A 26,420-nucleotide genomic window follows, 5' to 3' on the forward strand; every position below is an offset into this window, starting at 1 on the left:
AGGTTGAGTAACAAGTTAATGATGAAAAAAGTATTATTTATAGATAGAGATGGAACTTTAGTATTAGAACCACCGGTTGATTATCAATTAGATAGTTTAGAAAAACTAGAATTTTATCCTAAAGTGTTTCAATATATGGCTAAAATTGCCTCAGAATTGGATTACGAACTGGTAATGATTACCAATCAAGACGGTTTAGGTACAGATTCTTTTCCAGAAGATACGTTTTGGCCAGCCCAAAATAAAATAATCGATGCTTTTGTTAAAGAAGGAGTTGTGTTTTCTGAAATTTTGATTGATAAAACTTTTCCTCATGAAAATGCAGAAACTAGAAAACCTAGAACAGGTTTGTTAACTAAGTATTTTTCTGAAGAATATGATTTAGAAAATTCTTTTGTTTTAGGAGATAGAATTACAGATATGGAATTAGCTAAAAACCTAGGTTGTAAAGGAATATTTTTATCTGAAAACCATGAATTAGGAGCAGATGAAATTGAAACCTCTAAACAAGAAATTTTAAATTCTATTGCTTTAACAAGTACAGATTGGTTAGAAATTTATGAATTTTTAAAGTTAAAAGATAGAGTTGCAGAAATTACCAGAAATACCAATGAAACTAAGATTTATATAAAACTAAATTTAGATGGTTCTGGTAAAAATGATATTTCTACAGGTTTGTCTTTTTTCGATCATATGTTAGACCAAATTGGACGACATGGAAATATGGATTTAACCATAAAAGTTAATGGTGATTTAGAGGTTGATGAACATCACACAATTGAAGATACTATGATTGCTTTTGGAGAATTATTCAACAAAGCATTAGGAAATAAACTAGGTATAGAAAGATATGGTTTTTGTTTACCAATGGATGATTGTTTAGCGCAAGTTGCTGTTGATCTTGGGGGTAGAAATTGGTTAGAATGGGATGCAGATTTTAAACGAGAAAAAATTGGTGATATGCCAACTGAAATGTTTTTTCACTTATTTAAATCTTTTACAGATGGCGCAAAATGTAATTTAAATATTAAGGCTGAAGGAATAAACGAACACCATAAAATTGAAGGAATTTTTAAAGCTTTTGCAAAGGCTATGAAAATGGCAGTAAAAAGAGATTCTAATAAGATGTTTTTACCATCAACAAAAGGAATGCTATAAATGAAATTAGTAATAATTGATTATGGCGCTGGAAATATAAAAAGTATTCAGTTCGCCTTTAAAAGATTAGGTTTTGATGCTGTTTTATCAAACAATATTGATGAAATAAAAGCAGCAGAAAAAGTGATTTTCCCAGGAGTTGGTGAAGCAAGTTCTGCAATGAAAATGTTAAAAGAAAGTGGATTAGAGAAATTAATACCAACTTTAAAACAACCAGTTTTGGGTATTTGTTTAGGAATGCAGTTAATGTGTAACTCATCCGAAGAAGGGAATACAAAAGGGTTAGGGATTTTTAATGTGGATGTAAAGAAATTTTCAAACTCAGTAAAAGTTCCGCAAATGGGGTGGAATGTAATTTCTGATTTAAAATCTGATTTATTTAAAGGTATTAAAAACAAAGAGTTTATGTATTTGGTGCATAGTTTTTATGCTGAAAACTGTAAAGAATCAATAGCAACAACAGATTATGAGATTCAATATGCTTCCGCTTTGCAAAAAAATAATTTTTATGGAGTGCAGTTTCACCCTGAAAAGAGCGGTGTTGAAGGAGCAAAAATTTTACAAAACTTTTTAAATTTATAAAATGAGAATCATACCAGCTATTGATATTATTGACGGAAAATGTGTTCGTTTAACAAAAGGCGATTACAATACCAAGAAAATATATAACGAGAATCCGATAGAAGTAGCCAAAGAATTTGAAGCTGCCGGAATTGAATATTTACACGTTGTGGATTTAGATGGGGCAAAAGCAAGTCAAATAATTAATTATAAAGTTTTAGAACAAATTGCATTAAAAACAAATTTAAAAATTGATTTTGGTGGTGGATTAAAATCTGATAAAGATTTAGAAATTGCTTTTAATTCTGGGGCAAATCAGATTACTGGAGGAAGCATTGCAGTAAAAAATTCAACTATTTTTGAGAGTTGGATTGAAAAATACGGTTCAGAAAAAATAATTTTAGGAGCTGATTTTTATCCTGATAATTCTGGAGGAAAAATTGCTACAAATGGTTGGCAAGAAGAAAGTAGTTTAGAGTTGATTCCTTTTATTAATGGATATCAAAAAAAAGGAATTCAATATATAATTTGTACTGACATCTCTAAAGATGGAATGTTACAAGGACCAAGTTTTGATATTTATCAACAGATATTATCCGAAGTTAATAATATAAAGTTAATTGCATCTGGAGGAATTTCAACTTTTGATGAGCTGCCAAAGTTGGCAGAAAATGGTTGTGAAGGTGTAATTATCGGAAAAGCTATTTATGAGAATAAGATTAGTTTAAAACAATTAGAACAATTTATATTAACAAAATAAATATCATTGTAAAGTACCGAACAATCTCTTAATTAATAGTCTGATTACTTGGTTACTAGTAATGACACCAATTAGAATAAAATGCTCACAAAAAGAATAATTCCTTGTTTAGATATTAAAAACGGAAGAACTGTAAAAGGGGTGAATTTCGTAAATTTAATTGACGCAGGAGATCCTGTAGTTTTAGCAAAACAATATGCAGAGTTAGGTGCAGATGAATTAGTTTTTCTTGATATTTCTGCTACTTTAGAAGGTAGAAAAACGATGAGAGAAATGGTTTTAAAAGTAGCTGAACAAGTAAATATCCCGTTTACTGTTGGTGGTGGAATTTCTTCAATAGAAGATGTGGATATTTTGTTAAAATGTGGTGCTGATAAAGTTTCTATTAATTCATCCGCAGTAAAAAGACCAGAATTGGTAAATGAATTGGCAGATAAATTTGGAAGTCAATGTGTAGTGGTTGCAATAGATGCAAAACAAATTGGTAAAGAATGGATTGTACATTTAGCAGGTGGAACAGTTGCCACGGAACTTAATCTTTTTGATTGGGCAAAAGAAGTTGAAAAACGCGGTGCTGGAGAAATTTTGTTTACTTCAATGAATAATGACGGAACAAAAGCTGGTTTTGCTAATAAAGCATTGGCAAAATTATCAACGGAGTTAAATATTCCTATTATTGCCTCTGGAGGAGCAGGAACAGTACAGCATTTTATAGATACATTTGTAGAAGGAAAATCGGATGCAGCATTAGCAGCAAGTGTGTTTCATTTTGGAGAAATACCAATTTTAGAGTTAAAAGCTGCGTTAAAAAAGAATAATATTCCTGTACGTTTATAACGTTATTAGTATAAATAATAATGAAGTAATCTTTCGATAATAAAACAAATTATGTAGGCAAATTATTATTTGCTTTGCAATGACAGACAAAATATAAAATGATGAATATCGATTTTAATAAAAATAATGATGGTTTAGTGCCAGCAATCATTCAAGATGCAACTACAAAAAATGTATTGATGTTGGGGTATATGAATGAAGAAGCTTTTGCTAAAACCCAACAAACTAAATTAGTAACTTTTTATTCAAGAACTAAAAAACGTTTATGGACAAAAGGTGAAGAAAGTGGTCATGTTTTAAATTTGGTTGATATTAAATTAGATTGTGATAATGATGCCTTATTAATTTCTGTAAATCCAAACGGACCAACTTGTCATAAAGGATCTGATACTTGTTGGAATGAAAAAAATACATCAAACTATGGATTCTTTTCAACTTTAGAAAATGTAATTACAGAAAGAGTAGCTAATAAAGACACTCAAAAATCTTATGTAGCTAGTTTATTTGCTAAAGGAATTAATAAAGTTGCACAGAAAGTAGGAGAGGAGGCAGTTGAAACTGTTATTGAAGCTATGGATAATAATGATGAATTATTTTTGTATGAATCTGCAGATTTAATGTTTCACTATTTAATGTTACTACAAGCAAAAGGATTTACTTTAAAAGATATTGAAGCAGAATTGATTAAAAGACAGAAATAATTTATTAAACTGTACATTTGGTTTTAGAATTTAAAACTAAATAATTGAAAAACTCAAAAGTACTTATTGTCTTAGCCTTTATAGTAATTTATGTTATTTGGGGATCTACTTATTTGTTTAATAAAATAGCAGTTACAGAGTTATCTCCTTTTTTTATAGCTGCTATTCGTTTTATAACAGCTGGAATCTTAATAATTATAATTGCTAAATTTCTTAAAGCTTCTTTAACAATCACAAAAAAGCAATTTTTAAATACAATCATTTCTGGTTTTTTATTTTTGGTTTATGGAAATGGTGTTTTTGTTTGGGCTTTAAAATATGTAGATTCAGGATTTGCAGCTTTATTAGCATCTACACAACCATTATTTGTACTTTTTTTATTGAGATTAATTGACCGTAAACCCCTACAAAAAAAATCTATTATTGGTGTTATATTAGGACTTGTGGGGATGTACTTATTAGTTAGTCAACAAGAGATAACTACTTCTAAAGAAAGTTTATTGGGTATTTTTATGATTTTCACATGTGTTTTTAGCTGGAGTTATGGTAGCGTTTTTGTTTCAAAAGCAGATTTACCTAAAAATTTACTTGTAAGTACAGGTTATCAAATGTTAACGGCTGGAATAATGCTAGCAATTGCTAGTTTGAGTTTTAATGAAATTTGGTTATCACCTTTAAATTGGAGTTTTAAAATTTGTGTAAGCATGTTTATACTCATTGTTTTTGGTGGTGTTATTGCATTTACTTCATTTAATTATTTATTAAAAGTTGTATCACCTGAAAAGGTATCAACATCTGCTTATGTGAATCCAGTAGTAGCTTTATTTTTGGGTTGGTATATTTTAGAAGAAGAATTAACAGCACAATCTATTATTGCTTCAATAATTATTTTAACAGGTGTTTATTTTATTACATCTAGAAAAAAGTATAGTTAAATCTTTAATTTTAAAAAAATACATTTTAAATATTTCTTTGTTTAAATTAAAAACGGTATATTTAAATATTATTAATTTTTTAAAACTCCCCCAAATGAAAAAATTAGACTTCTCATTAGCTGAACAATCTGTTCTAAATGTAATTCAAAAAGAACCACTTACAAGTTTTCAAATTTTAAAAAGAGTAGAAACTATTCCTGTAATTCTAACGTTATATAATGTTATGGATAGATTAAAAAGTAATGGTCTATTAAAAAGTTTTGTAAATAATAATGTAAAATATTATTACGCTGCGTAATATTAATTGATTAAAGACTTAATATTTCTAATCCATATAATTTAATAACTAATTCAAGTTATTACCAATAAAAGTGTGGTTATCTTTGCTGAAAATATTTTTTATGTCAAAAACATTTTCTGATTTAGGTATTCATCAATCTATTCAAAATAACTTAAAAGATTTAAAAATTTCTGTTCCAACAGATATTCAACAAAAAGTTATTCCTGTAATTTTAAGTCAAAAAGAAGATGTGGTTGCTTTGGCAAAAACCGGAACTGGTAAAACAGCTGCTTTTGGCTTACCTTTATTACAATTAATTGATGTAAATAACAATGGAATTCAAGCTATAATTTTAGCTCCAACAAGAGAACTTGGACAGCAAATTTTATCAAATTTAGAATTGTTTAAGCCCAATGATTTTACTGTTTCTATAGCAGGAATTTTTGGAGGAATACCTATTAAACCACAAATTGAGCGTTTAAAAAATACAACTCACATTATAGTTGCTACTCCTGGGCGTTTGGCTGATTTGGTAGAACGTGAAGCTATAAACATAAAAAATATTTCTTTCTTTATTTTAGATGAAGCAGATGAAATGGTTACTGCACTTAAAACAGATTTAGATAGTATTGTAAAAGATATTCCAAAAAAGAGAAGAACTTTATTGTTTACTGCAACTATGTCTGGTGCAATAAAGCAGTTGGTTAATAATTATATGTCTAAAGATGTAGTTCATCTTGAAGCAGATATGTCAACTCTCGGTCATCAAGGTATTGAGCATCAATATGTAATTGTAGAACCTATAGAAAAATTAGAAGTATTACTTCATTTTTTAAGTACTAAAGAAAATCAAAGAGGAATTATTTTTTGCAAAACTAAAGCAGCAGTAAATAAATTAGCTAAAAACTTAGCAATTAATAAATTTTCATCTGGAGCAATTCACGGAAGTTTAACCCAAGGTATTCGTGATAGAATTATGGGTCAATTTAGAGATGGCTATATTGATATTTTAGTAGCTACAGATTTAGCTGCTAGAGGAATTGATGTAAAAGAGATTTCTTATGTGATAAATTATCATTTGCCAGACACGTATGAGGCTTATGTTCACAGAAGTGGAAGAACTGCTAGAGCAGGAGCAAAGGGGTTTTCGTTAACTATTTTACAGCAAGATGAGGTAGTAGATATTGCTGATTTTGAAAAAGAATTAGGCATTAACTATTCTAGATATAAAAAAGCAGATGCACAAAGTATTGAAGAAAATAATACGTTGTTATGGGCAAAAAAAATATTTAAAACAAAACCCAATAAAACTGTTTCCGAAGATTTAAAAAGAAAAATAAGAACTGTTTTTCATCATTTAACCAAAGAAGAAATGATTGAAAAAGTTTTGGCAAATTATTTAGCACAAAACACTTCTAATATTACTAAAAAAGAAGTTGTTAAGAAACGAAAATAATAATTCAAATTAATGTATTTATGAACTAATTTTAAAGGAACTGAATTATTTATCTTTTAATTGATGCTATTAATTTAGGAAAACATTGGTGTGGCAAATTTTTAAAAGACTATTTTCCTATTGATTGATAGTTATAAAGTATGTTAATTTTTAACTGTGTAAAAACATAATAAATAAATGTAAATTATCATTTTTACAAAACAACTCTAACTATCTTTGTGCTTTATTAATATTGAACAAAAGCAATGGCAAATCATATTAAAGGACAAACAGAAATTTTACAAAAACTGAACATTGTTCAGTTAAATCCTATGCAAGAAGAGGCTATTGCAACTATTAATAAAAATGATAGTACAATCCTTTTATCCCCAACAGGAACTGGAAAAACAATTGCTTTTTGTTTGCCTTTATTAAAAAGGTTAGATCCAAATATTAACGAAGTTCAAGCCTTAATTTTAGTACCATCAAGAGAATTAGCAATTCAAATAGAACAAGTAATTCGCTCTATGGGTTCTGGTTACAAAGTAAACGCTGTTTATGGTGGTAGACCAATGTCTAAAGATAAAATAGAATTAAAACATATTCCTGCAATTTTAATAGGAACTCCTGGTAGAGTTTCTGATCATTTTGCGAATGAACGATTTTCTAAAAATCATATAAAAACATTAATTTTAGACGAGTTTGATAAGTCTCTTGAAGTTGGTTTTGAATATGAAATGAGAGGAATTGTAAATCAATTAATCTCTTTAGATAAGAGAATATTAACATCTGCAACACAAGGGGTTAGTATTCCTGATTTTGTAGGATTAACAAAACCAAATACTGTTAATTATTTAAAAGCAACAACATCAAAATTAGTTGTAAAAACGGTAATTTCTCCTTCAAAAAATAAGCTAAATACTTTATTACATTTATTAAATCATTTAGGAAATCAACAAGGAATTATTTTTTGTAATTTAAAAGATAGCATTAATAATGTAAGTGCTTTTTTAGAAAGTAAAAATATTAGACATGGTTGTTTTAGTGGTGGAATGGAACAAAAAGACAGAGAACGCTCTTTGATTAAATTTAGAAATGGGACCAATCAAATTTTAATTGCAACAGATTTAGCTGCCAGAGGAATTGATGTACCAGAAATGAAATATATTATTCATTATGAATTACCAATTGCTGTAGAAGAATTTACGCACAGAAATGGACGTACAGCAAGGGTTTCTGCTAAAGGAACTGCCTTTGTAATTAAATGGAAAGATCAATCTTTACCAGATTTTATAAAAAATGCAGATGTACAAGATATTTCTAATCAAGCAGAAAGAAAACCCATTTATTGGGAAACTTTATTTATTTCTGGAGGTAGAAAAGATAAAATTTCTAAAGGAGATATTGCTGGTTTGTTTATCAAACAAGGAAATCTAACAAAGGATCAATTAGGAGATATTGAACTTAAACAAGATTGTGCTTTTGTTGCTGTACCATTATTGCTTGCTAATAGTTTAGTAGAAAAACTAAATAATACTCGCTTAAAAAAGAAAAAAGTAAGAATTACTTTTTTAGATTAAGAAAATTATACATTTTAAGAGTATAAAATTAAAAATACACCTATTAAAATACCTGCTAAAGGTACTAATTTTTTACGCTTATTTTTTTCTTTAAAAACAATCCCTCCAATAACAACAGCTATTATTAATTGACTTCTTTTTATGGCAGATAATAACATAATTAATGCATCTGGGTCTTGTAAAGCTTTAAAATAAAAGTAATCTGCAGCTACTAGTAAAAATCCAACAGCAGCTATAGTCCACCTCCATTCAAATGCTTTTCTTTTTTGAGGAAATGGAAACCAGGTAATAGAAAGTATTATTAATAAAATTAATAAAGTATACCAACTGAACCAAAATTGTAATGTTTGTGGATTTAATGCTAAGTTTTGGATTAGAAACTTATCATATAAACCACTAGACGCTCCTAAAAAAGTTGCACCAATAATGGCAAAAATCCATTTATTTCTTTTAAAGTTGATGCCTTCTTTTTTTCCAATTTTAGAATAAAGAATTACTGATAAAATAATAAGAAAAAAACCAATCCATTGTAAAATGTTAGGCTTTTCGTGATAAATTAAAATAGCTCCAATAAATGTAAAAAAGGGGCCTGCGGAACGAATAGGGGTTACAATAGTAATTGGTAGGTGTTTTAAGGCTTGATATGCTAATACCCAAGAAGCCGCCATTATCATTGATTTTATAAAGATAAAACCATGTGTTTTCCAAGGAATTTGAGTAATATAAAACCCAAGGTTTTTAAATTCATCAGGATAAAAAAATGAGCCAATAAAAAAAGGAAGTAATAACAAAAAACCAGCACCAATTGTTCCAAATAATACTGGGAAAACTTCATTACCTTGAAGAGCATGTTTTTTGCATAAGTTGTGTAAACCCAGAAAAAGTGCCGCTAATAAACCTAAATACATCCACATAATGCCCGCGAAGATAGTTTTTTGAGAGCATTTAGATAAAAAATAATGTTTAAAAAAACTTAATTAATTATCTTTTGAGATTGTACCAATTCAAAGAAAATTCAAACCTTTACAGTATTATATTTTTTTAAATAAAATTACCTTCTTTATGGTTAAAAAATGAAAAAACAATCTCATTTCTTCTATTAATAATTACGATGTTTTTATGGGCTGCAAATTTTTATTTTGTTAATTAATAAAATAGTTTTTTTAGATCAAGTTTATGAACGATTAGAAATTTGTTTTTTTAGACTATTTGGTAACATCCATATTTATTTAAAGTTTATGTTTTAAATTAGCAATACACATTGCTGTTTGTAGTTAATTATTCGTTATACTATTATACTTTTTCAAAATATTATAATATTTACTCAAAGTTAATCCTCCAATAATTATATCGTAAGGAAGTTCTTTATCTTCTTTGCTAACTGATAGGAACAAAACTTCTTTAGTGCCTTTCCAAGCTACAAAATTTCCTTCAAACTCGTGCATAAAAGGATTAGCTTTTATAAAATTCCAATAAATAGTATCTAAATCTTCGTTAGCATGTAATTTTGTATAGTCTAATTTGGGTTGTAGTGTTTTATCAGGTTGCTGATTTATTAATTCAGAAATTTCGACCTTGTATTGGTTAAATTTTTTGTTCACAAATTCTTCTTGTTCTTCATAAGACAAATTACCACCATCTCCGTTAAAACCATAAAATGTAGTAGAACTAGCTAATGGAAACCGTGGGTAAATAAAATCATCTATTTCAATGACGTCATTGTCTTCTTCTATTTTTTTATATTCTGCTTCATTAGTTTCCGTCGGAATAGACCACATCTTTTCAAAGTTTTGAAGTATTTCTTCGGATTTTTCTTTTGAGTATTCTCCTATAATTTTCTTTAAACGAATAGATTGTCTTATTGCTTCTTTGTCACTTTCAATAATATGAGATTCATTGAGGTTCTTTAACTGATCTTCCAGTTTATTTATAAGATTATTTACGGTACTTTGCTTCAATTTTAAAGGAAGAATGTAGTTTTTAGCAATGTTCTTGGCAATTTCTTTGAATTTTGAATATAAATCTTCAGTATACTGGTCTTCTTCTGGCAATGTATACTCTTCAATTGCGTCTATTAGTAATTCTATCTCCTTTCGATTAAGCTTGATTTTAGCAAAATGTTTTTGAATAATTTTATTGACTATTTTGTCTTGCTTTCTCAACCATTCTTCATCCAAATCAGCAGGTTCTGTACTTGAATAATCGGGATCATAGCTCTTAAAAATATTCCAAAAATTAGCTTTTGGGTTTTCAGATAATATAAACTCCTTAAAAAATAGTTTTGGGCTTTTTTCTTCTATCCAAAATTTATTTTTCATTTTTTTTTATTATTAACGTGTTTGTATAAGCAAAGTTGCGTTGATTTAGCAGTAAATTCAGTAAATAATTACGAACCAAGAAAGTCCGTGAGGACTTTCGCAAGTGAGCTAAAGCCAGCAATTTTGTTTATTCGGTGTTGTTTGTAGGCTTTTACCAATCTTTTTCAAATATAATAATATTTTCATTTTTTATAACTCCCAAAATATAACCTTGTTTTGTGTAATAGATAGAATCTAATAAAGTCGTTTTTTCAGATGCAAATTTAGAAGAGAATCCGAAACCATATTTCCCTCTAATTCTTCTAATCATTATTTTTTTTTGTTCTAAACTATTCAATAAATTCTCAAATTCAATTGTGTCACTAATTTTAATAATTCCAGTTTCCCATCCATCGTTTATTCCGCTTAAATAGTCTTTATCAATTATTTGACCTGATTTTGGGAATTCAGATTTAGTATAAAATTCAAACAGTTTTTTAAGTCTTTTGTCACTTGGTTCATTGACACTAAATATTAAATTAAGCCAAATCAGATAAATTAGACCAACGATAATAGGAATCGAAATTATTACTAGAATAATTTTCCCAATATTTCTTTTTAAAATGTTCATTTCAGACGTGGCTTTTTATAGCTTACATACAACATATAATAAACTGAACTCAAAAAAAATAATATTTTATTTTTTTCATTACCCTTTGAGTTTTTTATTTTTCCTATAAATCCTTAACTAAAAATAGGGTGTTTTTATTTTGCAATTGGTGCTTCTAAACAATGTTCAGGAATTCCAAACCCATCAACTAAAACACCAATGTGAGGTCTTAATTCTGTTGAGAGTCTTTCTACACGTTGACGTATAGCTTTAGATTTTTTTCCGCTAATATAACCTTGTTCTAAAAACCAAGAAGCGTCTTTTCTTAATTCATGTAATGCATATAAAGTTCCTACTTTTTTAAATAACAATCTATTTTTTTCATCTTCAATAGTTTCTGTAAAGTCTACATAAGTATTGTAAGCCACGCCAACACTATATGCTTTTCCTAAAGTTAACAAATGTGTTTGCACCTTTAAAAAAGCTTGATAAGAAGGTATTCCTTTTTTTACATAATCACGAATTCGCATAGCAATAGTATATGTAAGTCTTCTTGTACGGTAGTCAAAAGCATGTTTATGAAATTTAGAACTGTATAAATGGTCTTTGTCTACATTATTTGTATAAGCAGGATTAATTTTACTTAAAGTGTCTCCAATTCTTGAACTTAATAATTTTAAAACTGCTGTAAAACCAGCACTATTAAATTCAGATTTAAAATCAGATAAAACTCCTTTAGCTGCTAATTGTAGTAATACATGATTATCACCTTCAAAAGTTGTAAATATATCAACATCTCCTTTTAAATCTGAAATTTGATTTTCCATCAAATAACCTTTTCCACCACAGGCTTCTCTACATTCTTGTATCGTATCATTAGCAAACCAGGTAATCATTGCTTTAAGTCCAGCCGCTTGTGTTTCTATTTTTCGTTTGTCTAATAATTTGGTATCACTATATGTTTTCATCATATGTGTAAGTACAATATCGTACACATAACAACTTGCTATTGCTGGTGTTAAACGTAATTGATGGCTAGGATAATCCATTAATAAATCTTCTTGTACTTTTATACTATCATTAAATTGCCTTCTTCTTAAAGCATGTTTTACAGCTATATTTAACGCTTTTTTGGCACCACCAAGTCCAGCTCTTGCAACACAAATTCTACCTCCAACTAAAGTGCCCAACATGGTGAAAAAACGTTTACTTGGGTTTTCTATGGCAGAATGATAGTATCCATCTGAATTAATATCACCATATTTATTTAATAAATTCCCTCTAGGAACCCGTACTTGATGAAACCAAATTTTACCATTATCTACACCATTTAGTCCTAATTTATATCCATTATCTTCTATAGTAATACCAGGCAATAGTTCATGCTTATCATTACGTAAGGGAACTAAAATAGCATGTACACCATGGTTTTTTCCGGCAACAATTAATTGTGCAAAAACGGATGCCATTGTAGAATGTAAAGCATTTCCTATATATTCTTTATTGTCATTTTTTCCGGGAGTATGAACAATAATACTATCCGTTTCTTGGTCATAAGTAGCAGTAGTTTTAACACCTCTTACATTAGATCCATGCCCAGTTTCTGTCATAGCAAAACAACCTAAAAGTTTTGCTTTTCCTGTATCTGATAAATACGCATCATGGTGTTTTTTAGTACCTAGTTTTTGAATACTTCCTCCAAAAAGACCAAACTGAACCCCAAATTTTACAGCCATACTACCATCTACATACATCATGTTTTCAAAAATTGCAGCATATCCAGGCATATTATCTGTTCCGCCATAAAGTGAAGGATAAGCCATTGCACCATATCCTTTTTGAGCCAAAAATTCAATTTGTTTAAATACATGTGCTCTAAAAGTTTCCTTATCTCTTTTAATATCCCATTTAAAAACAGGTGCTTTTAAAACACTTCTAAAATTATCTATAACATCAGCATGCTCACCTTTTAGTAGATTGTCTATTTCTATAGCATTGTAATAATTAGAAGTAATTGTTTTTACAACTTCTATTTCAAACAAATGATTATAGTGGTTTGGTTGAATACCAAGGTTAATTTCAATATCTTTTAAATGCGTATTAAATGGGCATTCATTAAAATGAAGACAAATTATTTTTTGACTAAATGTAGATAGGGGATAAGTGTCACTTTCTACTAACTTTATTTTTGAGTTAGAAATTACTTTTTTCCAACTCTTTAATTCTTCATAAGTTGGTGGATCATTTCTATTTAAATATTTAATAAGATAATCATGATCATCTTTATTAAGTGTTTTATCGTTTTGAAGTGCTTTTTTTACCACAGATACTTCTGAGTATGATAATAAGTCATCAGACCATATCACATAAAAAAAAGGAATATATTGTAAAATACCAGGTGCATATTTTTTTGTTTCCATAAAATGAATTTACAAAAAACTGCTTAAAAGTTCTATGAAAAATGAAAAAAAATAAAACAATTACTATGGCATCAAAAATATTAGAATAAACAATAGAATTATAAGTAATACTTAAGGGTGATTTTAATCCAAAAGATAACAGTTACTCTGTTATTTATGTTTCGCATGCCAAAAACGTAACAATATGGTAAAAGCTGTAACTAAGTCAAAAAAAATATTATATGTTTTATATATTAAAACTTGATTTAATTTATTTTAATAACTTATATTTTCCAAGAAAAAGAAATAGTTAATCCTTTATTTTTTTCTGAAGAAACATTAATAACACCATTATTATTAGATATAATTTTTTTCACAATCGCAAGTCCAACACCTGTGCTATTATCAATAGTATCTAATTGGTTAAAAATTTTAAAAATTTTGTCATGATATTCTTTATCTACACCAGGACCATTATCGCTTATAGAAAATAGATATTCATTATCATTTTTTACAACTGAAATATCGATAATTGCTTTTTCTTTATCATTATATTTTAGAGAGTTTTCAATTAAATTTTGAAAAACATGTTCTAATTCTATTTGACTGGTATATATATTTATATCATTCTTTGGTAAATTTATAATACAATTATTGTTAGGATTTATTAGCCCAACAATTTCTTTAAGTGTTTTATTAATACTAAATGTTTCTTTACTTTTATTTCCTTTAGCTATTTTAGAATATTCTAATAGACCATTTATAGAATCCTCCATTTTAGAAACAACATCTTTAATCATTATAATATGACTTTTAATGTTATTGTCCATTTTTTCTTTTAAATCTTCTTCAATAAAGGAAGTTAAAGTATAAACTGAAATTAAAGGTGTTTTTAAATCATGAGAAACAATATGATTAAAATCATCAAGTTCTTCATTATTATTTTTTAAAAGTTTAAGGTTTTCTGTTAGCTTTAAATTTACCTCGCTTAATTCTTTTGTTTGAGCAATAATTTCTTGTCTTTGCTTTACACCTTTAAAATTTGCTTTTTCTAATCTATGAAAGGATATGGAAAACCTTTGTAATAATAACATAGATATTAATAAAAATACTAAAATATACCCTAATTTTATATATATTAATGCAATCTCATTTTTATCTAAATAAAATATAATATTACCTAAAAAAATAAAAATTGCTAATACAATATTAATTAACAATAATTTAGAAATTTTACTTTTCTTAATGATAGATTTTATTGTTATAATAAACATATAACCAATATTTAAAAGCATAAAAATTAAGAAAGGAGAAATTAATTGTGTAAAATATGGTGCTGGCAATACTATTTGAAATAAGGTAAATACTATTAAAATATATAAAATAGATTTTGCATACCATTTATGTACAAAGTTTTTTAATATTAAATCAAAAAATAAACTAGCTGTTAAACCAATAACATAAGTAGAAATATATTCTGATTTTGCTAAAAATACCCAATTAATATCTTCAAAAATTTTTGAAAGTGGAGCGTATCTTTGATTTAAGGTATGATATGACAAAGCAATGCACATTAATGAAAAATAAAGTATAGCTTGATCTTTATTCCAAAGAAATAAATAAAACACTAAAAATAAAAGACCAACAAAAGAAAAGCTACCAATAAAAAACATGTCTACCATATTTTGAATTGATTTTTTCTCAGAAATAAGGTCATCTTCACCCAAAATAATAGGTTTTGTAATTCCTCCTTTTCTATGATAGAAATTAGCTACTTGAATTACAATTTCAAAATGCGTTTCATTAGTTTCTAATGGAATTATTTTTGTAAATTTTCTATGTAAAGTAGTAGTCTTAGATGTTCCAACGCGTCCAATTTCCGTAATAAAAACTCCATTAATCCATATTTTTGATGAAGCATTAATTCTGGGAAGATATAAAGAAGTTCTGGGTCTTTTTTTGGGGATAGAAAAGTTTAATCTATACGTTGCATACCCTAAAGAAGGTAAATGTTCTGAATTATTATCTAAGTAATTTGTCCAAGAAGTTAAGTTTACAGTATCTAAAGGTATTTTTTCTTGAATATCTTTAGGTGAAACAAGCTGTTTCCAATAAAATTGCCAATTATTATTGAGTTTAATACCACTTTTTTGTGATAATTGATTTGAAGAGAAATTTAAAGAGGCTTTGTTTTCTTCTACGGCATTTAAGCTAAAAACTGTATTTACTGAAATTATAAATAACAGTAAAAAAAAAATATGTTTCAAAAAATTTTAAATTTTATATTGGGAATACTCTAAAATAAAAAATTAAAATTAGACAAATTTATGATATTCACAAAAAAATATGGTATTATAATTTTGTAAGTTCTTTTTTTTAAACATGTTATTAAACTTAATCATATTAAAAAGCCATAATTAAGTATAATTACGGCTTTTTATTTGAGAAAATAAAGTTATAATATTATCTTAAATCAAGGCTATTTACTGCATCTGAAATTTCGTACCCTAAACGTAAACCTTCTATTGCATCTTGTTCTACATGAACTCCTAAAGGTACTCTTGAATATGCATTTTCGTATGCCATTTCTGAAAAAGAAGTAAAACTTCTTGGCGTACTATTAAATGTTGTATTAGAAAACCCACTATAAGTTCTATCTGTAAAATTAATGTTATCTGATCCAAAGAAATTAATGAAAACTCCTGCAGCAACACCAGCAAAAGTAGCATGTCCTGATGGATAACTTGGGAAAGCTGGATTTGCCCCGCTTATAAATTTAGATAAATTAGTTGTAAAATCGTCATCTATATGTTCAGTAATATAGTTACTTGGGCGTTCTATATTATAAGTGTATTTATCATCCCATGCAGAAACAGCAGCATCGTTCATAGCTATACCTAATCTTAATAATAGTTCTAAAGTTTCTTCATAACTTAGATCTTGTTGAGCAATTAATTGATTAACTATTGAGAAATGTCTTCCAGGAGGACTAATCATTAAACCTTCTACATCATCAGCCCAAAATTCTGCAATCCATAAATTTTCATTATTTTCTGCTGCCGCTGCAGTAGCAGTTTCGTAAACATCATTCATTTGTTGATAATAATTACTTGATGTACTTGTACTATAAGCTAAAACACTATCAAAATCTACACTACTTGATTGTTCTGGAGAGATAGTAAAAGTTCTAACCTCTCTCCAATACGGAAACCAAGCATTTTCATCTTCAGCAGCCCTCCACAAACCTGTACCTGTTGGTGCTACATAATCACTTGGTGTTTGGTCAACTATTTGTTCTTCTGCATCTCTATCTGTTTCAGCATATCTTATTACACGTTGCGCAACATGTCTTCCCCATGTTTCTGAATTTTCAATTTCAGATTCAGAAAGTCCAATTGTTAATTCAGTTTCTTTTTCATCTTGAAAATCTGTAATACTTTGTCTTATTCCAGCTTCTAAACTATGCATAAAATGATCTATTGCTAATGCATATGCTGTGTTTAATGCTAGGTTTAAATTTACATCATCTTCTAAGTTATTTAAGTTGATATTAAAATTATTAAATTGATCTGTAGTTGAAACATAATCATCCATAAATGGAACAGCAGTTTCGTAACCTGTTAAATGAATATATGCTAAAGACCTTGTTACAATATTTGGCCTCATACCAACTGTATATTGGTCTATTGATACCCAAAGATTACTCCATTCTGTAATTAATTGTGTTGTACTATTAGTTATCTCGGTAGTACTAATAGTGTTTTCAGTATCATCAATATTATCATTAATAAATTCATTTTCAGTACAAGATTGAAATAAAGATATACTTAAAAGTATAATTACTATCCATTTAAAGTTAATTGCTTTCATAATTTTTGTTTTTTGTTTTATATAATTTTCCACTAAGATTATTTTTAAATAAACTTTAATGTGTTTTGTTTTATATAGTACGTGTGAGTTGTTTTTTTACCCAACCCTTTTTTTAAAAAAAATGAAATATTAAATTTAAAGAACTTAAAATTGATTTAACAGTTTGTTTGTTAGTGATTTATTTTTTTAGTGAATTTGCTAAAAAAATAAATTAACTTGAAGGTTAGGGGAGAAGTTACTTGCTTTTCTAAGAGATCCATCTGAAGTATTTTGAAAAACATTTACAGTATTATCTTGATTATAAACATTGAGTATTGATAAACCAATAACTGTTTTAATATCTTTGGTTGTATAGAATGTATATGAAGAAGAAAAGTCTAGTTGATGTAAAGCATCAAACCTATCTGTTAAAATAGCATCTAAATTGTTGTTATTTGTTTCACCTGAATAAATAATAGGCATTCCAGAAAAGTATCCCCAAGAAATTGCAAATTTCCATTTATTAAAGTTTAGTAACCCCGTTAAGTTTACAATATGCTTTTGATCAAAAAAAGCATCCGTTTTAATTGTGTTAAAATCTGTTTCCGTTTTACTTAAAGCATAACTTATCCAAGTTTCTAACATATTCCATTTTTTCTTAATAAAAATATTAGTTCCTAAACTATAAATACTCCCCTTTGCATCATCAAATTTATTGGTAATATTTTTTGTTGTTTTACTATACAACTCTATATCTAACAGCCATTTATGCTTATTATAAACACCTCCAATCATTGTTTGCGATCCTTTTAATGGAGTTATTATATCATTTGGTAGATACCAGAGCTGATTGGTGATATTAAAATCATCAAAATCGTTAGTTAATTTTTTTTGAATAAATTGATTGGACGATCCTAAAGAATATTTTAAGTAAAAGTCATTGTTTAATGCATAACTAGCATATAATCTAGGGTTGATATATAATTTTTTTAAAGGAGAGTAATAATTATTATGAAACCCGAAATTTACATTTAATTTATCATTCCAATTTTTTTGTAATGATAAATATGCTGAATGTATTGTAGCATTTTGATTGCGTTCAGAATCAATATTATTTTCCTCTTCAACTTCATTACTAATTAAAGCATGCTTTGTTAATGTATAACCAGCTTCAAAAGTTAAATTAGGCTTATAATTATAAATAGCCTCAGTAATTAAACGTGTATCAGAAATGGTGTTGTCATACTCTTGCAAACTGGATCGTTCGTTTAAAACAAAACCTTCACTAACACTTATAAGGTTCATATTAGATTTACTTATTCTTAATTCGGTGGTAAGTTTTTCAGAAAAATTTGCTTTCCATTTACCAGTAACTCCCCAATTATCAAGTTCTACATCCCTAAAATCAGCTTCATCACTATTGTCTTTGAGATTAATTTGTGCGGATAAATTATTTTGAATGTTTATAAAACTTAATGAAGCAGAATGTTTATCATTCATTTTATAGTTTAATTTGGCATTCATATCGGAAAAACCGACGTTAAAATTTTCAGAATCATTTATTTGATCTGCTACTGATTCTAACTTACTTCCTTGAAATATTAGTGTAGAAATAGCTTCTAATTTAGGTGATTTAAAGTTTTTGTAACTAGTTCTAAATGATGCTGAAAGTGAAAGTTTATCTTCTATTAATTTAGATTTAATAGTTGCCCCAGCAAATAAGGTATTTATTGCTATTTCATATTTAGTACTATCAGGAATTTTATTACTCGTTTTCATATTAACAAGTCCTCCAACACGACCTCCAAATTTTACAGGTAACATATTTCTTTGAACATCTATATTGGTGATTACAGAAGTATTATAAGGAGAAATTGCGCCAAAAAAATGTCCTGAATGGTATATAGGAATATCATCAATCTGTATAAGGTTTTGATCGTATGTGTTACCTCTAAAATTAAGATTTCCAGATTTACCACTTGGTGAATGTATTCCTGGTACATTACTTAAAACATTAAAAATATCTCCATCAGTTTCACCAGCTAATAGGCCTAAAGATTGTGTGTTAATTTGTAAATTATGGTCACTAATTTTAGCATCAATTCCTTTGGTTAAATAACTACTTAAAATAATTTCGTTTAAGTGAAATTGTTTTTTATAAAACTTTAATTTTTTGTTTTTTAATAATTCTTTAGCTTGTATTTGAATAGGCTTATGAAAGTATGAATGAAAATGAATAGAATCTAAAGGGAAGATATTTTTAAGTGTTAAAAAATCATCTTCTAGCAAAAGTTGTTGCTTTTTTTGATTGTTAATTTGATACTCTATAGAAGATATTTTTTCATTAGTATCTGCATCAAAAATATTAAAGCTAATAGATTTTCTTACCGGAGTAACCATGTAATTATTTGCTCTATCATTGCTAAATTTTACAGGTATTTTTTTTTGAATTATGACGATACATTCTGTGATAGTTTTACAATTAAAATCATCTTCTAACAAAATAGTATCAAAAAAAGTGTGATTATAAGAAAAATTAACATCGTATTTCTTCTCTAATTGCATCAGTTTATCAGAAAGTCTTATAGCACTATTGGTTTGCGCATAGTTATTATTAATAACCGAACACCAACCAATTATAAAAAATATTTTATAAGCAAAAAGCCTTAACTTCATATACTATTCAATAGTTACAATATTATTTTTATCTACAATATAGTTAATTTCCATTGAAGTAAATAATGTTTGAAGTGCTAAATTTAAGTCTTTATGAGTTAAAGTTCCAGTAAATTGTAGATTTTCATATTTTTTTTGTAACTCAATTTTTGTTTTATAATATTTTTCTAAATCTTTAATAATAGCTAACAAATCTACCTCTGTATATTTACTATATCCACTTATCCAAGTAGGGGTATTTGTTGTATGTGTAGTGCTATATAATCTATTTTCTTTTGCAATAGTAGATTGACCTCTAGTTAATATTTTTTGGTTATTTTTATAGCTTACAGCTACTTTACCTTCATAACACTTTACTTCAAATTTGTTATTGCTTGTATTTACGTTAAACTGAGTTCCTAAAACTTTTATACTTCCTGTTTTTGTAATTACTTTGAAAGTACTTCCTTTTGTAACATCAAAAAATGCTTGTCCATTTAGTTTTATAATTCTATTATGCTCCCAATCTTTTTTGTTATATGAAATATTAGACAAAGCATCAATTTTAACTTTTGATCCATCTGGTAGATTAACAGTTTTACTTTCTGCAATTACTGTTTTTATTGTTGTAGCTTGATTAGAAAAATAATTCCAAGAAAAATAACTACCTGTAATTAAAATAAGTATGCTAGCTGCAATACTTAACCAGTTTCTACTTTTTTGTTGTTTTTGTTGAGAAAGTGTAGGAGAGATGACTAGTTTTTTTCGCTCTTTAAGGTTTTTTAAACCAGCCTCTGTATCAAATTTTTTAACTTTCCATGTGTCAATATCATCAAGTACAACTTTTAAATCATCTAACTCACCAGATGTATTTAGTGCCTGCTTTTCATCATCATTTAAACGATTATCGAGCCATCTTGCTATCAAATTATCTTTAAGAAATTTATTTTCCACGTTTAAATACTTTTAAGTTCAATTATAGTACGTTTTAAATTTAGTTTTACCCAACCTTAAATAGCACGTTTTTGTAATTCTGTAATTTCTTTGAGTTTAATTAATGCTTTAGCAATACGTTTTTCTACTGCTGTTTGACTTATTTCAAGCTTTAATGCTATTTCTTTATAGGTTAATTTTTCTATTCTATTTAATAAAAAAGCTTCCCGTTGTTTTTCTGGTAACGCAGAAATAACAGCTTCTATCTGATCTTTAAATTCTTTGGTTCTTAAGTGAAAATAGGGGTCTTGATTGTCTTGAACTTGCATAACATTTTTCTCAAATTTTAAAGCTACTTTTTTAGATCTGATATTATCAATAAATAAATTTTTAGCTATGGTGTATAAAAAACCAGCAGCTTTTTCATAAATAACATTTGCACATTTTGTCCATAATTTAATAAATGCATCTTGTACAACATCTTCGGCCTGTTTTAAATTACCAAACTTAAAATATAAGTGGTTTCTTAGGCTTTCAGCATGTGTTTTATATAAATTATTATATATTTCTTCATCACAAACAGAGAAAGAATTGTTCATTTTACTTTATATTTTTTTAGTAAATATAAAATAATTTATAAGATTGTTGTTATTAAAAAAAATCTTCTATAGCATAAAATGCAATAGAAGATTATAATTTTATAAATGAGTGTTATTATTCAATAAACGGATTGGCATATTTTTCATCATTAATAAATTCCTCATCAGTAAGTGTATTTAAGAAATCTATTAACGATTGTTTCTCAGCATTTGATAAATTTAAACGACGTACATTATTACCTTGAGTTAATCTATTATCTAAATTTTGGTTGTTTTGAACACCACTATTATAATGTTCAATTACCTCTTCAAGTGTTTCAAATCTACCATCATGCATATAAGGTGCCGTTAATGCAATGTTTCTTAAAGAAGGCACTTTAAACTCACCTAAATCGTTATTGTTTCCTGTTATGCCTCCAACTCCAAGATCTGTTATTGTAGCATCTAAACCATTGTTTCTTGCATTATCTCCCACAAATACATTGGTTGCATGACAATCAAAACATCTTGTTCGATTACTCATAAATAAATCTTTACCATTATTTTCTGATGCTGTGAAATTAGGAAAATCATCATCAATATCATTTACTTGTGATAAACCCTCATCAAACTTAGATTGGTAAGAAACCATAGATCGTATAAATTGTGATATGGCTAAAGCTACTCTTTCACTAGTAATATTTTCATCACCAAAAGCATTGGTAAACAAAGCGGCATAATAATCTTCTTGTGCTAATTTTGTTTCTAATTCAGATAAAGTTAAGCCCATTTCTACTAAATCTTGAACTGGTATTAGTGTTTGTTCTTCGAGTGTTTCTGCTCTTTCGTCCCAAAAAAACCTGCCATTTTCATAGAATCTAGCGTTTGCTAAACCCATAGAATTTCTATCAGTTAACTCTCCATCAAAACCGATACTAAATTGATTTGGATCTGAAAAACCGTTTGCTTGTATATGGCACGAAGCACATGAAACAGTATTATTAGCAGATAGGTTAGTGTCATAAAATAATACTCTACCCAAGGTAGCACCATCATCTGTTATCGCATTATTATTTGGTGTATTATCTTCATTTCTTAATTCATTATCTAAAAAAAAGTTAGGTAAATCAATATTAGCATAGTTAAAATTTGTACTTGGTAAGTTTAGATTTTGAAAGTCTATTGTAACTGAAGATTGTTCATCATCATTATTAGTTATATCAGTATATTCTTCATCACTACAAGAAATTAAAATCAATACTAATAAAATATAAAAAGGTGTGGTAAATTTTTTCATATAAATATAGTTTTTAGGGTTAAATGCGAATTAAATTTTTGGCTCTTTAAATCTAATACGCTTATGTACTAGTTTTACCCAACCCTTATTTGAAAAAAAATATTAAAATCTATTTTTTTAGACATAGATATAAAAAATATGATATTAAATGATAGGTGACTTTCACATAAATAGTTCGTTTGATTTTTTAAAACTTAAAATAACAATATTTATTGTACTTACGATAAGTAATAATTATAATAAAAAAAATATTTTAAAATAGCTTTTAATTAGTGGTTATTTCCCCCAAAAAAAATCTTGCAGATTCTTTTTTCTTTTTTTTTTGGTTCAATATTAGTTACTTTATATTAGGCCTTTAGATATTCACCTGTCTTTAAATTTTGCTTTTTTTATTTTTGCAATTTGTTCCATTGCAGTTTGTTGATATAGTATTGCTCCCTCAGGGTCACAATTAAATAAATTTGAATAACAAGACGAGTTATTTAAATTAATAGGATTTGGTTCAATAACTTCAGTTGCTTCTAAAAGTCCTAATGCATTTTCTTTAGCAAAATTTAGAGCTTTTAAAAATACTTTAATTCTATTATGAGAGAATAAATCATCTAATTCTTTTTTAACTTCAAAATTGTTTTCATAATCGTTTATTAATTCAACTACTTTGTTTTTAGGGATATAAACTCCAGAACAGTAATTCTCGATAATTTGATTGTATACGTTTTTGGTTAATTTTTCATTTGAAATTATTTTATCCCATTTTTTGTAATACTCTTTTAATAATTGGTTTTTAGAAAACGATAAGGCAGAACCTCTTGTATAAAAGAATTTTTGAAAAAAACCTTGTACTACTGCAACATAATATCCGTGACTTTTATCAAAAATATCATCTGTTTTAGTTGCTAAACCAACATTAATGGTTTCCTTATACTTTTCTTTATAGAAATCTTCAATCTTGTTATCAGCAGATAACTTTTCAATCAACTCTAGATTGTCTAATACATCAAAATACCATTCATTTATTTGTTCTTCAGATATTGGATGGTAGCTTATATCCCAACCCATATTTATTTATTTATTTATTTTTTAGTGTATATAATTAAGTATTATTAGTTTTCAATTCACTAACCTTTCTTTTATCACCAACATTTATACATTTTTTTGGTGGTAGTTTTTCTTCTGTTTTATTTTTGCCTCAATTAATCAAATAAATGACCATCTTGTTCACTTACCCTAATTAATTTTTCTCCGTTTTTGAGTATAATTTGTAATCCGTGTTCATCTTCCCAGTCACATTTACAGAGAATTTGAATAAAAACACCTTCCTTTTTTTCATATCTGTCTTTAGTTACAATTATATCTGTAGGATGTATATAATTCCAAACCTTTTTAGCAGTAATAAGTTTTTTAAGCCATAAACAGTTTTGAAGAGATTGTTCCATCCATTCAGGTCTATCTTTTATTAAACCATATGTTTCAATGCTATCAAGAAAACCTACCGCATCATTAAATTCTTCCCAATTTTCAAAAGCTTTTTTCTCTATTTGCTGTTTAAGTTCAATATTCGTTTTGATTTTAAGAAAATTAATTAAAGCTGAATCTATTTCATCAATACTCCATTGCCCTTCATAACATGAACAATCAACTATTATTGGAAGCTCTTTTTTGTCAAAAAAAGGTATTGGAATATTATTAGTACTTATCCAATCGGTATCAACAGAATAATTACTAGACTTTTTGATTAATTTTCCTATACTTTTTAAATTCATTCTAGTTTAGTTATTTTTAACTATCTCCAAAATTTTATACCACTACATACTATCTAGAATCGTTTTCTTTTTATCTGCATACTCACTTTCAGAAATCAATTCCATTTCAAATAGTTCTTTTAGTTTTTTTAGTTTATCCATAGGGCTTTCAGTTTGTTGCTGTGTATTAGAAGGTTGATTGCTGTTCATCATATTTCCTGCTCCAACGCCTGCATTCATTCCCATGAGGACTCCAGCACTTCCTCCTGTATTATTTGCAGCGTCTCTCATAGCTTGTAATTGCTGATGTTCAGTATAATTAATTCCAGCTACTTGTGCTGCTTTTACCTCTGCTTGTACATCTGATATTTTACCAATTCTAACTAATGTTTCTTTATCAAACATAGAGCCTTCTATTCTAAAATCTAGAATTTCAAAACCTAAGTTTTCAAAAATATCTTTAGTTTTTTCTTTAGTATCTTTTGCAATTGTATTTAAATTACTATCAATATCTACATAAGAGAATTTTGCATTTGCTAAATAATCTGTTATTGGCTGAACAATTCTAGATAGAAAAATTTCTTTTAATTCATAATGGCAAAACACTTCTTCACCTGCAATTACATTTTCGAAAAAATATTGTGGTTTCGTTATTTTAATACTATAGTTACCAAAAGCGGTTAGTGAAATAGGGAAGGTGTAAATTGGATCTGTATAAGAAATTGGGACACGTGTTCCCCAACGCATATTAAGGATATCAGCTTTTCGATAAAACCAAATACCCATTATATGTTCACTACCATCTTGTAGTTTTAAAAATTTTTTAATAGTTGTAATAAAAGGTTTATTATCAGAATTTAAATCATAAATACCTTCTTCATCAAAAACACCTTCTATTTTTCCTTCATACGTTAAAATACAACCTTGACCTGGTTGTAAAATAAGTTTTGAAGCATTTTTTATTTCATCACCCTTTGCTGTAAATTTTATAAATAATTCTTCCTTTTTAGGATTTTCCCATTGAATTACTGATTTAAATTGATTGAATATTCCCATTTTTATTTTTTTTACCATCTCCAACTATAGTAGTCAGAGTTTAAAAATTATAAGTTTTTGTTTAATATCACTTTAAATAAACCATTTTTGTATTGGTTATGTTTTATGTACTTAATATGCATACTGTGAGAGGTTTATAGGTGGTGGATTTTGTTAGCAAGTAGCCTTTACCTAGAATAATCTCTGTTTCCAATCCATTCAATATTCGTTATAAGCACTTTATAGTTGAGTTCTTTTCCAATGTTACTACCTCCAGTGTTTTTTATACGTTCATTTATTTTTACAATTTCTGGGTCTGTTATTTCTATAGTTTTATTTTCTTCTCCATAACTTATAGTACACGTAGCTTTAAATACAGGAAACTTTCGCATTTTGTATTTTTTCCCGTTGGTATCACTAATTTGAACATCTGTATCTAAAAATTTCTCTTTATTTGGAAGTAATACACAATTATTTTGTTGATTTATAGGTACCCAAACGTTTATTCCTTCAAAGCCCATTTTAAGAAGATTGTTATTATCTCCATTTAACGTTACACCTGAAATAGAAAAAGAACCAAGTAACTCTATAGCTTTATTATTATGCTTTTTTGTTTTAATAATTTCACTCTTTAATTCTTGAGATTCTAGAATCATTTTTATAGCATCTGAATTTGGAATTGACTTATTGGATTGTGTACTTGTATCATTTTTACAACTAGAAAATAGGATTGTTACTATCATAATTAATGTGTAAATCTGTTTCATTTTGTATTTAA

23 protein-coding genes are annotated in these 26,420 nt (G+C 27.4%); 9 read left to right on the top strand and 14 right to left on the bottom strand.

Annotated features, from left to right (window positions below; translation table 11 throughout):
- Positions 1-21: 21 nt before the first annotated feature.
- From hisB to Q0733_RS09530, 9 genes are all read left to right on the top strand, one after another.
- Positions 22-1,158 (top strand): bifunctional histidinol-phosphatase/imidazoleglycerol-phosphate dehydratase HisB, encoded by a 1,137-nt coding sequence (gene hisB, locus Q0733_RS09490; protein ID WP_298781901.1) that lies wholly within the window; start codon positions 22-24, stop codon positions 1,156-1,158.
- Positions 1,159-1,740 (top strand): imidazole glycerol phosphate synthase subunit HisH, encoded by a 582-nt coding sequence (gene hisH, locus Q0733_RS09495; protein WP_298781789.1) that lies wholly within the window; start codon positions 1,159-1,161, stop codon positions 1,738-1,740.
- Between the two features lies 1 nt (position 1,741).
- On the top strand, positions 1,742-2,479 hold the full coding sequence (hisA, locus tag Q0733_RS09500) for a 1-(5-phosphoribosyl)-5-[(5-phosphoribosylamino)methylideneamino]imidazole-4-carboxamide isomerase (RefSeq protein WP_298781792.1): 738 nt from the start codon (positions 1,742-1,744) through the stop codon (positions 2,477-2,479).
- Between the two features lie 81 nt (positions 2,480-2,560).
- A complete protein-coding gene (gene hisF, locus Q0733_RS09505; RefSeq protein WP_298781795.1) occupies positions 2,561-3,316 on the top strand; it encodes an imidazole glycerol phosphate synthase subunit HisF in 756 nt (251 codons plus the stop codon).
- Positions 3,317-3,417: 101 nt separating this feature from the next.
- Entirely contained in the window at positions 3,418-4,017 is a 600-nt protein-coding gene (hisIE, locus tag Q0733_RS09510) for a bifunctional phosphoribosyl-AMP cyclohydrolase/phosphoribosyl-ATP diphosphatase HisIE (RefSeq protein ID WP_298781904.1), read from the top strand.
- A 44-nt stretch (positions 4,018-4,061) separates the two neighbouring features.
- On the top strand, positions 4,062-4,952 hold the full coding sequence (locus Q0733_RS09515; RefSeq protein ID WP_298781797.1) for an EamA family transporter: 891 nt from the start codon (positions 4,062-4,064) through the stop codon (positions 4,950-4,952).
- Between the two features lie 94 nt (positions 4,953-5,046).
- Positions 5,047-5,250, top strand: coding sequence for a hypothetical protein (locus Q0733_RS09520; protein ID WP_298781800.1), 204 nt, complete (start codon positions 5,047-5,049; stop codon positions 5,248-5,250).
- Between the two features lie 103 nt (positions 5,251-5,353).
- Positions 5,354-6,688 (top strand): DEAD/DEAH box helicase, encoded by a 1,335-nt coding sequence (locus Q0733_RS09525; RefSeq protein ID WP_298781802.1) that lies wholly within the window; start codon positions 5,354-5,356, stop codon positions 6,686-6,688.
- 245 nt (positions 6,689-6,933) lie between these two features.
- Positions 6,934-8,247, top strand: a complete 1,314-nt coding sequence (locus tag Q0733_RS09530) for a DEAD/DEAH box helicase (RefSeq protein WP_298781805.1) — start codon at positions 6,934-6,936, stop codon at positions 8,245-8,247.
- Between the two features lie 14 nt (positions 8,248-8,261).
- On the opposite strand, the gene Q0733_RS09535 is transcribed toward Q0733_RS09530, so the two are convergent.
- From Q0733_RS09535 to Q0733_RS09600, 14 genes are all read right to left on the bottom strand, one after another.
- The gene (locus tag Q0733_RS09535) at positions 8,262-9,161 is read right to left on the bottom strand and encodes an EamA family transporter (RefSeq protein ID WP_298781808.1); all 900 of its coding nucleotides are present in this window, start codon (positions 9,159-9,161) and stop codon (positions 8,262-8,264) included.
- A 360-nt stretch (positions 9,162-9,521) separates the two neighbouring features.
- Positions 9,522-10,565, bottom strand: coding sequence for a hypothetical protein (locus Q0733_RS09540; RefSeq protein ID WP_298781810.1), 1,044 nt, complete (start codon positions 10,563-10,565; stop codon positions 9,522-9,524).
- Positions 10,566-10,716: 151 nt separating this feature from the next.
- Positions 10,717-11,175 (bottom strand): hypothetical protein, encoded by a 459-nt coding sequence (locus Q0733_RS09545; protein WP_298781813.1) that lies wholly within the window; start codon positions 11,173-11,175, stop codon positions 10,717-10,719.
- 134 nt (positions 11,176-11,309) lie between these two features.
- On the bottom strand, positions 11,310-13,574 hold the full coding sequence (locus Q0733_RS09550) for an acyl-CoA dehydrogenase (RefSeq protein ID WP_298781815.1): 2,265 nt from the start codon (positions 13,572-13,574) through the stop codon (positions 11,310-11,312).
- 263 nt (positions 13,575-13,837) lie between these two features.
- Positions 13,838-15,820 carry an ATP-binding protein gene (locus tag Q0733_RS09555; protein ID WP_298781817.1) on the bottom strand — a complete coding sequence of 661 codons (1,983 nt, stop codon included), beginning with the start codon at positions 15,818-15,820 and terminating at the stop codon, positions 13,838-13,840.
- Between the two features lie 196 nt (positions 15,821-16,016).
- Positions 16,017-17,423, bottom strand: coding sequence for a vanadium-dependent haloperoxidase (locus tag Q0733_RS09560; RefSeq protein WP_298781819.1), 1,407 nt, complete (start codon positions 17,421-17,423; stop codon positions 16,017-16,019).
- A gap of 198 nt (positions 17,424-17,621) precedes the next feature.
- The gene (locus tag Q0733_RS09565) at positions 17,622-20,078 is read right to left on the bottom strand and encodes a TonB-dependent siderophore receptor (protein ID WP_298781821.1); all 2,457 of its coding nucleotides are present in this window, start codon (positions 20,076-20,078) and stop codon (positions 17,622-17,624) included.
- Positions 20,079-20,081: 3 nt separating this feature from the next.
- Entirely contained in the window at positions 20,082-21,011 is a 930-nt protein-coding gene (locus Q0733_RS09570) for a FecR family protein (protein WP_298781823.1), read from the bottom strand.
- Between the two features lie 56 nt (positions 21,012-21,067).
- On the bottom strand, positions 21,068-21,589 hold the full coding sequence (locus Q0733_RS09575) for an RNA polymerase sigma factor (protein WP_298781825.1): 522 nt from the start codon (positions 21,587-21,589) through the stop codon (positions 21,068-21,070).
- A 115-nt stretch (positions 21,590-21,704) separates the two neighbouring features.
- Entirely contained in the window at positions 21,705-22,865 is a 1,161-nt protein-coding gene (locus Q0733_RS09580; RefSeq protein ID WP_298781827.1) for a cytochrome c peroxidase, read from the bottom strand.
- Between the two features lie 363 nt (positions 22,866-23,228).
- Positions 23,229-23,924, bottom strand: coding sequence for a hypothetical protein (locus Q0733_RS09585; RefSeq protein WP_298781829.1), 696 nt, complete (start codon positions 23,922-23,924; stop codon positions 23,229-23,231).
- A gap of 134 nt (positions 23,925-24,058) precedes the next feature.
- The gene (locus Q0733_RS09590; protein WP_298781832.1) at positions 24,059-24,628 is read right to left on the bottom strand and encodes a hypothetical protein; all 570 of its coding nucleotides are present in this window, start codon (positions 24,626-24,628) and stop codon (positions 24,059-24,061) included.
- Between the two features lie 42 nt (positions 24,629-24,670).
- Positions 24,671-25,663 carry an SPFH domain-containing protein gene (locus Q0733_RS09595; protein ID WP_298781835.1) on the bottom strand — a complete coding sequence of 331 codons (993 nt, stop codon included), beginning with the start codon at positions 25,661-25,663 and terminating at the stop codon, positions 24,671-24,673.
- Positions 25,664-25,830: 167 nt separating this feature from the next.
- Complete coding sequence (locus Q0733_RS09600; RefSeq protein WP_298781838.1) at positions 25,831-26,385, bottom strand: hypothetical protein; 555 nt, start codon at positions 26,383-26,385, stop codon at positions 25,831-25,833.
- Between the last annotated feature and the right edge of the window lie 35 nt (positions 26,386-26,420).

The organism is uncultured Polaribacter sp., from assembly GCF_947500975.1.
Classification (GTDB): domain Bacteria; phylum Bacteroidota; class Bacteroidia; order Flavobacteriales; family Flavobacteriaceae; genus Polaribacter.

Coding starts and splice junctions, on each gene's coding strand:
- hisB (WP_298781901.1), top strand. CDS start 22: ATGAAAAAAGTATTATTTATAGATAGAGATGGAACTTTAGTATTAGAA.
- hisH (WP_298781789.1), top strand. CDS start 1,159: ATGAAATTAGTAATAATTGATTATGGCGCTGGAAATATAAAAAGTATT.
- hisA (WP_298781792.1), top strand. CDS start 1,742: ATGAGAATCATACCAGCTATTGATATTATTGACGGAAAATGTGTTCGT.
- hisF (WP_298781795.1), top strand. CDS start 2,561: ATGCTCACAAAAAGAATAATTCCTTGTTTAGATATTAAAAACGGAAGA.
- hisIE (WP_298781904.1), top strand. CDS start 3,418: ATGAATATCGATTTTAATAAAAATAATGATGGTTTAGTGCCAGCAATC.
- Q0733_RS09520 (WP_298781800.1), top strand. CDS start 5,047: ATGAAAAAATTAGACTTCTCATTAGCTGAACAATCTGTTCTAAATGTA.
- Q0733_RS09525 (WP_298781802.1), top strand. CDS start 5,354: ATGTCAAAAACATTTTCTGATTTAGGTATTCATCAATCTATTCAAAAT.
- Q0733_RS09530 (WP_298781805.1), top strand. CDS start 6,934: ATGGCAAATCATATTAAAGGACAAACAGAAATTTTACAAAAACTGAAC.
- Q0733_RS09535 (WP_298781808.1), bottom strand. CDS start 9,161: ATGTGGATGTATTTAGGTTTATTAGCGGCACTTTTTCTGGGTTTACAC.
- Q0733_RS09540 (WP_298781810.1), bottom strand. CDS start 10,565: ATGAAAAATAAATTTTGGATAGAAGAAAAAAGCCCAAAACTATTTTTT.
- Q0733_RS09545 (WP_298781813.1), bottom strand. CDS start 11,175: ATGAACATTTTAAAAAGAAATATTGGGAAAATTATTCTAGTAATAATT.
- Q0733_RS09550 (WP_298781815.1), bottom strand. CDS start 13,574: ATGGAAACAAAAAAATATGCACCTGGTATTTTACAATATATTCCTTTT.
- Q0733_RS09560 (WP_298781819.1), bottom strand. CDS start 17,423: ATGAAAGCAATTAACTTTAAATGGATAGTAATTATACTTTTAAGTATA.
- Q0733_RS09565 (WP_298781821.1), bottom strand. CDS start 20,078: ATGAAGTTAAGGCTTTTTGCTTATAAAATATTTTTTATAATTGGTTGG.
- Q0733_RS09575 (WP_298781825.1), bottom strand. CDS start 21,589: ATGAACAATTCTTTCTCTGTTTGTGATGAAGAAATATATAATAATTTA.
- Q0733_RS09580 (WP_298781827.1), bottom strand. CDS start 22,865: ATGAAAAAATTTACCACACCTTTTTATATTTTATTAGTATTGATTTTA.
- Q0733_RS09585 (WP_298781829.1), bottom strand. CDS start 23,924: ATGGGTTGGGATATAAGCTACCATCCAATATCTGAAGAACAAATAAAT.
- Q0733_RS09590 (WP_298781832.1), bottom strand. CDS start 24,628: ATGAATTTAAAAAGTATAGGAAAATTAATCAAAAAGTCTAGTAATTAT.
- Q0733_RS09595 (WP_298781835.1), bottom strand. CDS start 25,663: ATGGGAATATTCAATCAATTTAAATCAGTAATTCAATGGGAAAATCCT.
- Q0733_RS09600 (WP_298781838.1), bottom strand. CDS start 26,385: ATGATAGTAACAATCCTATTTTCTAGTTGTAAAAATGATACAAGTACA.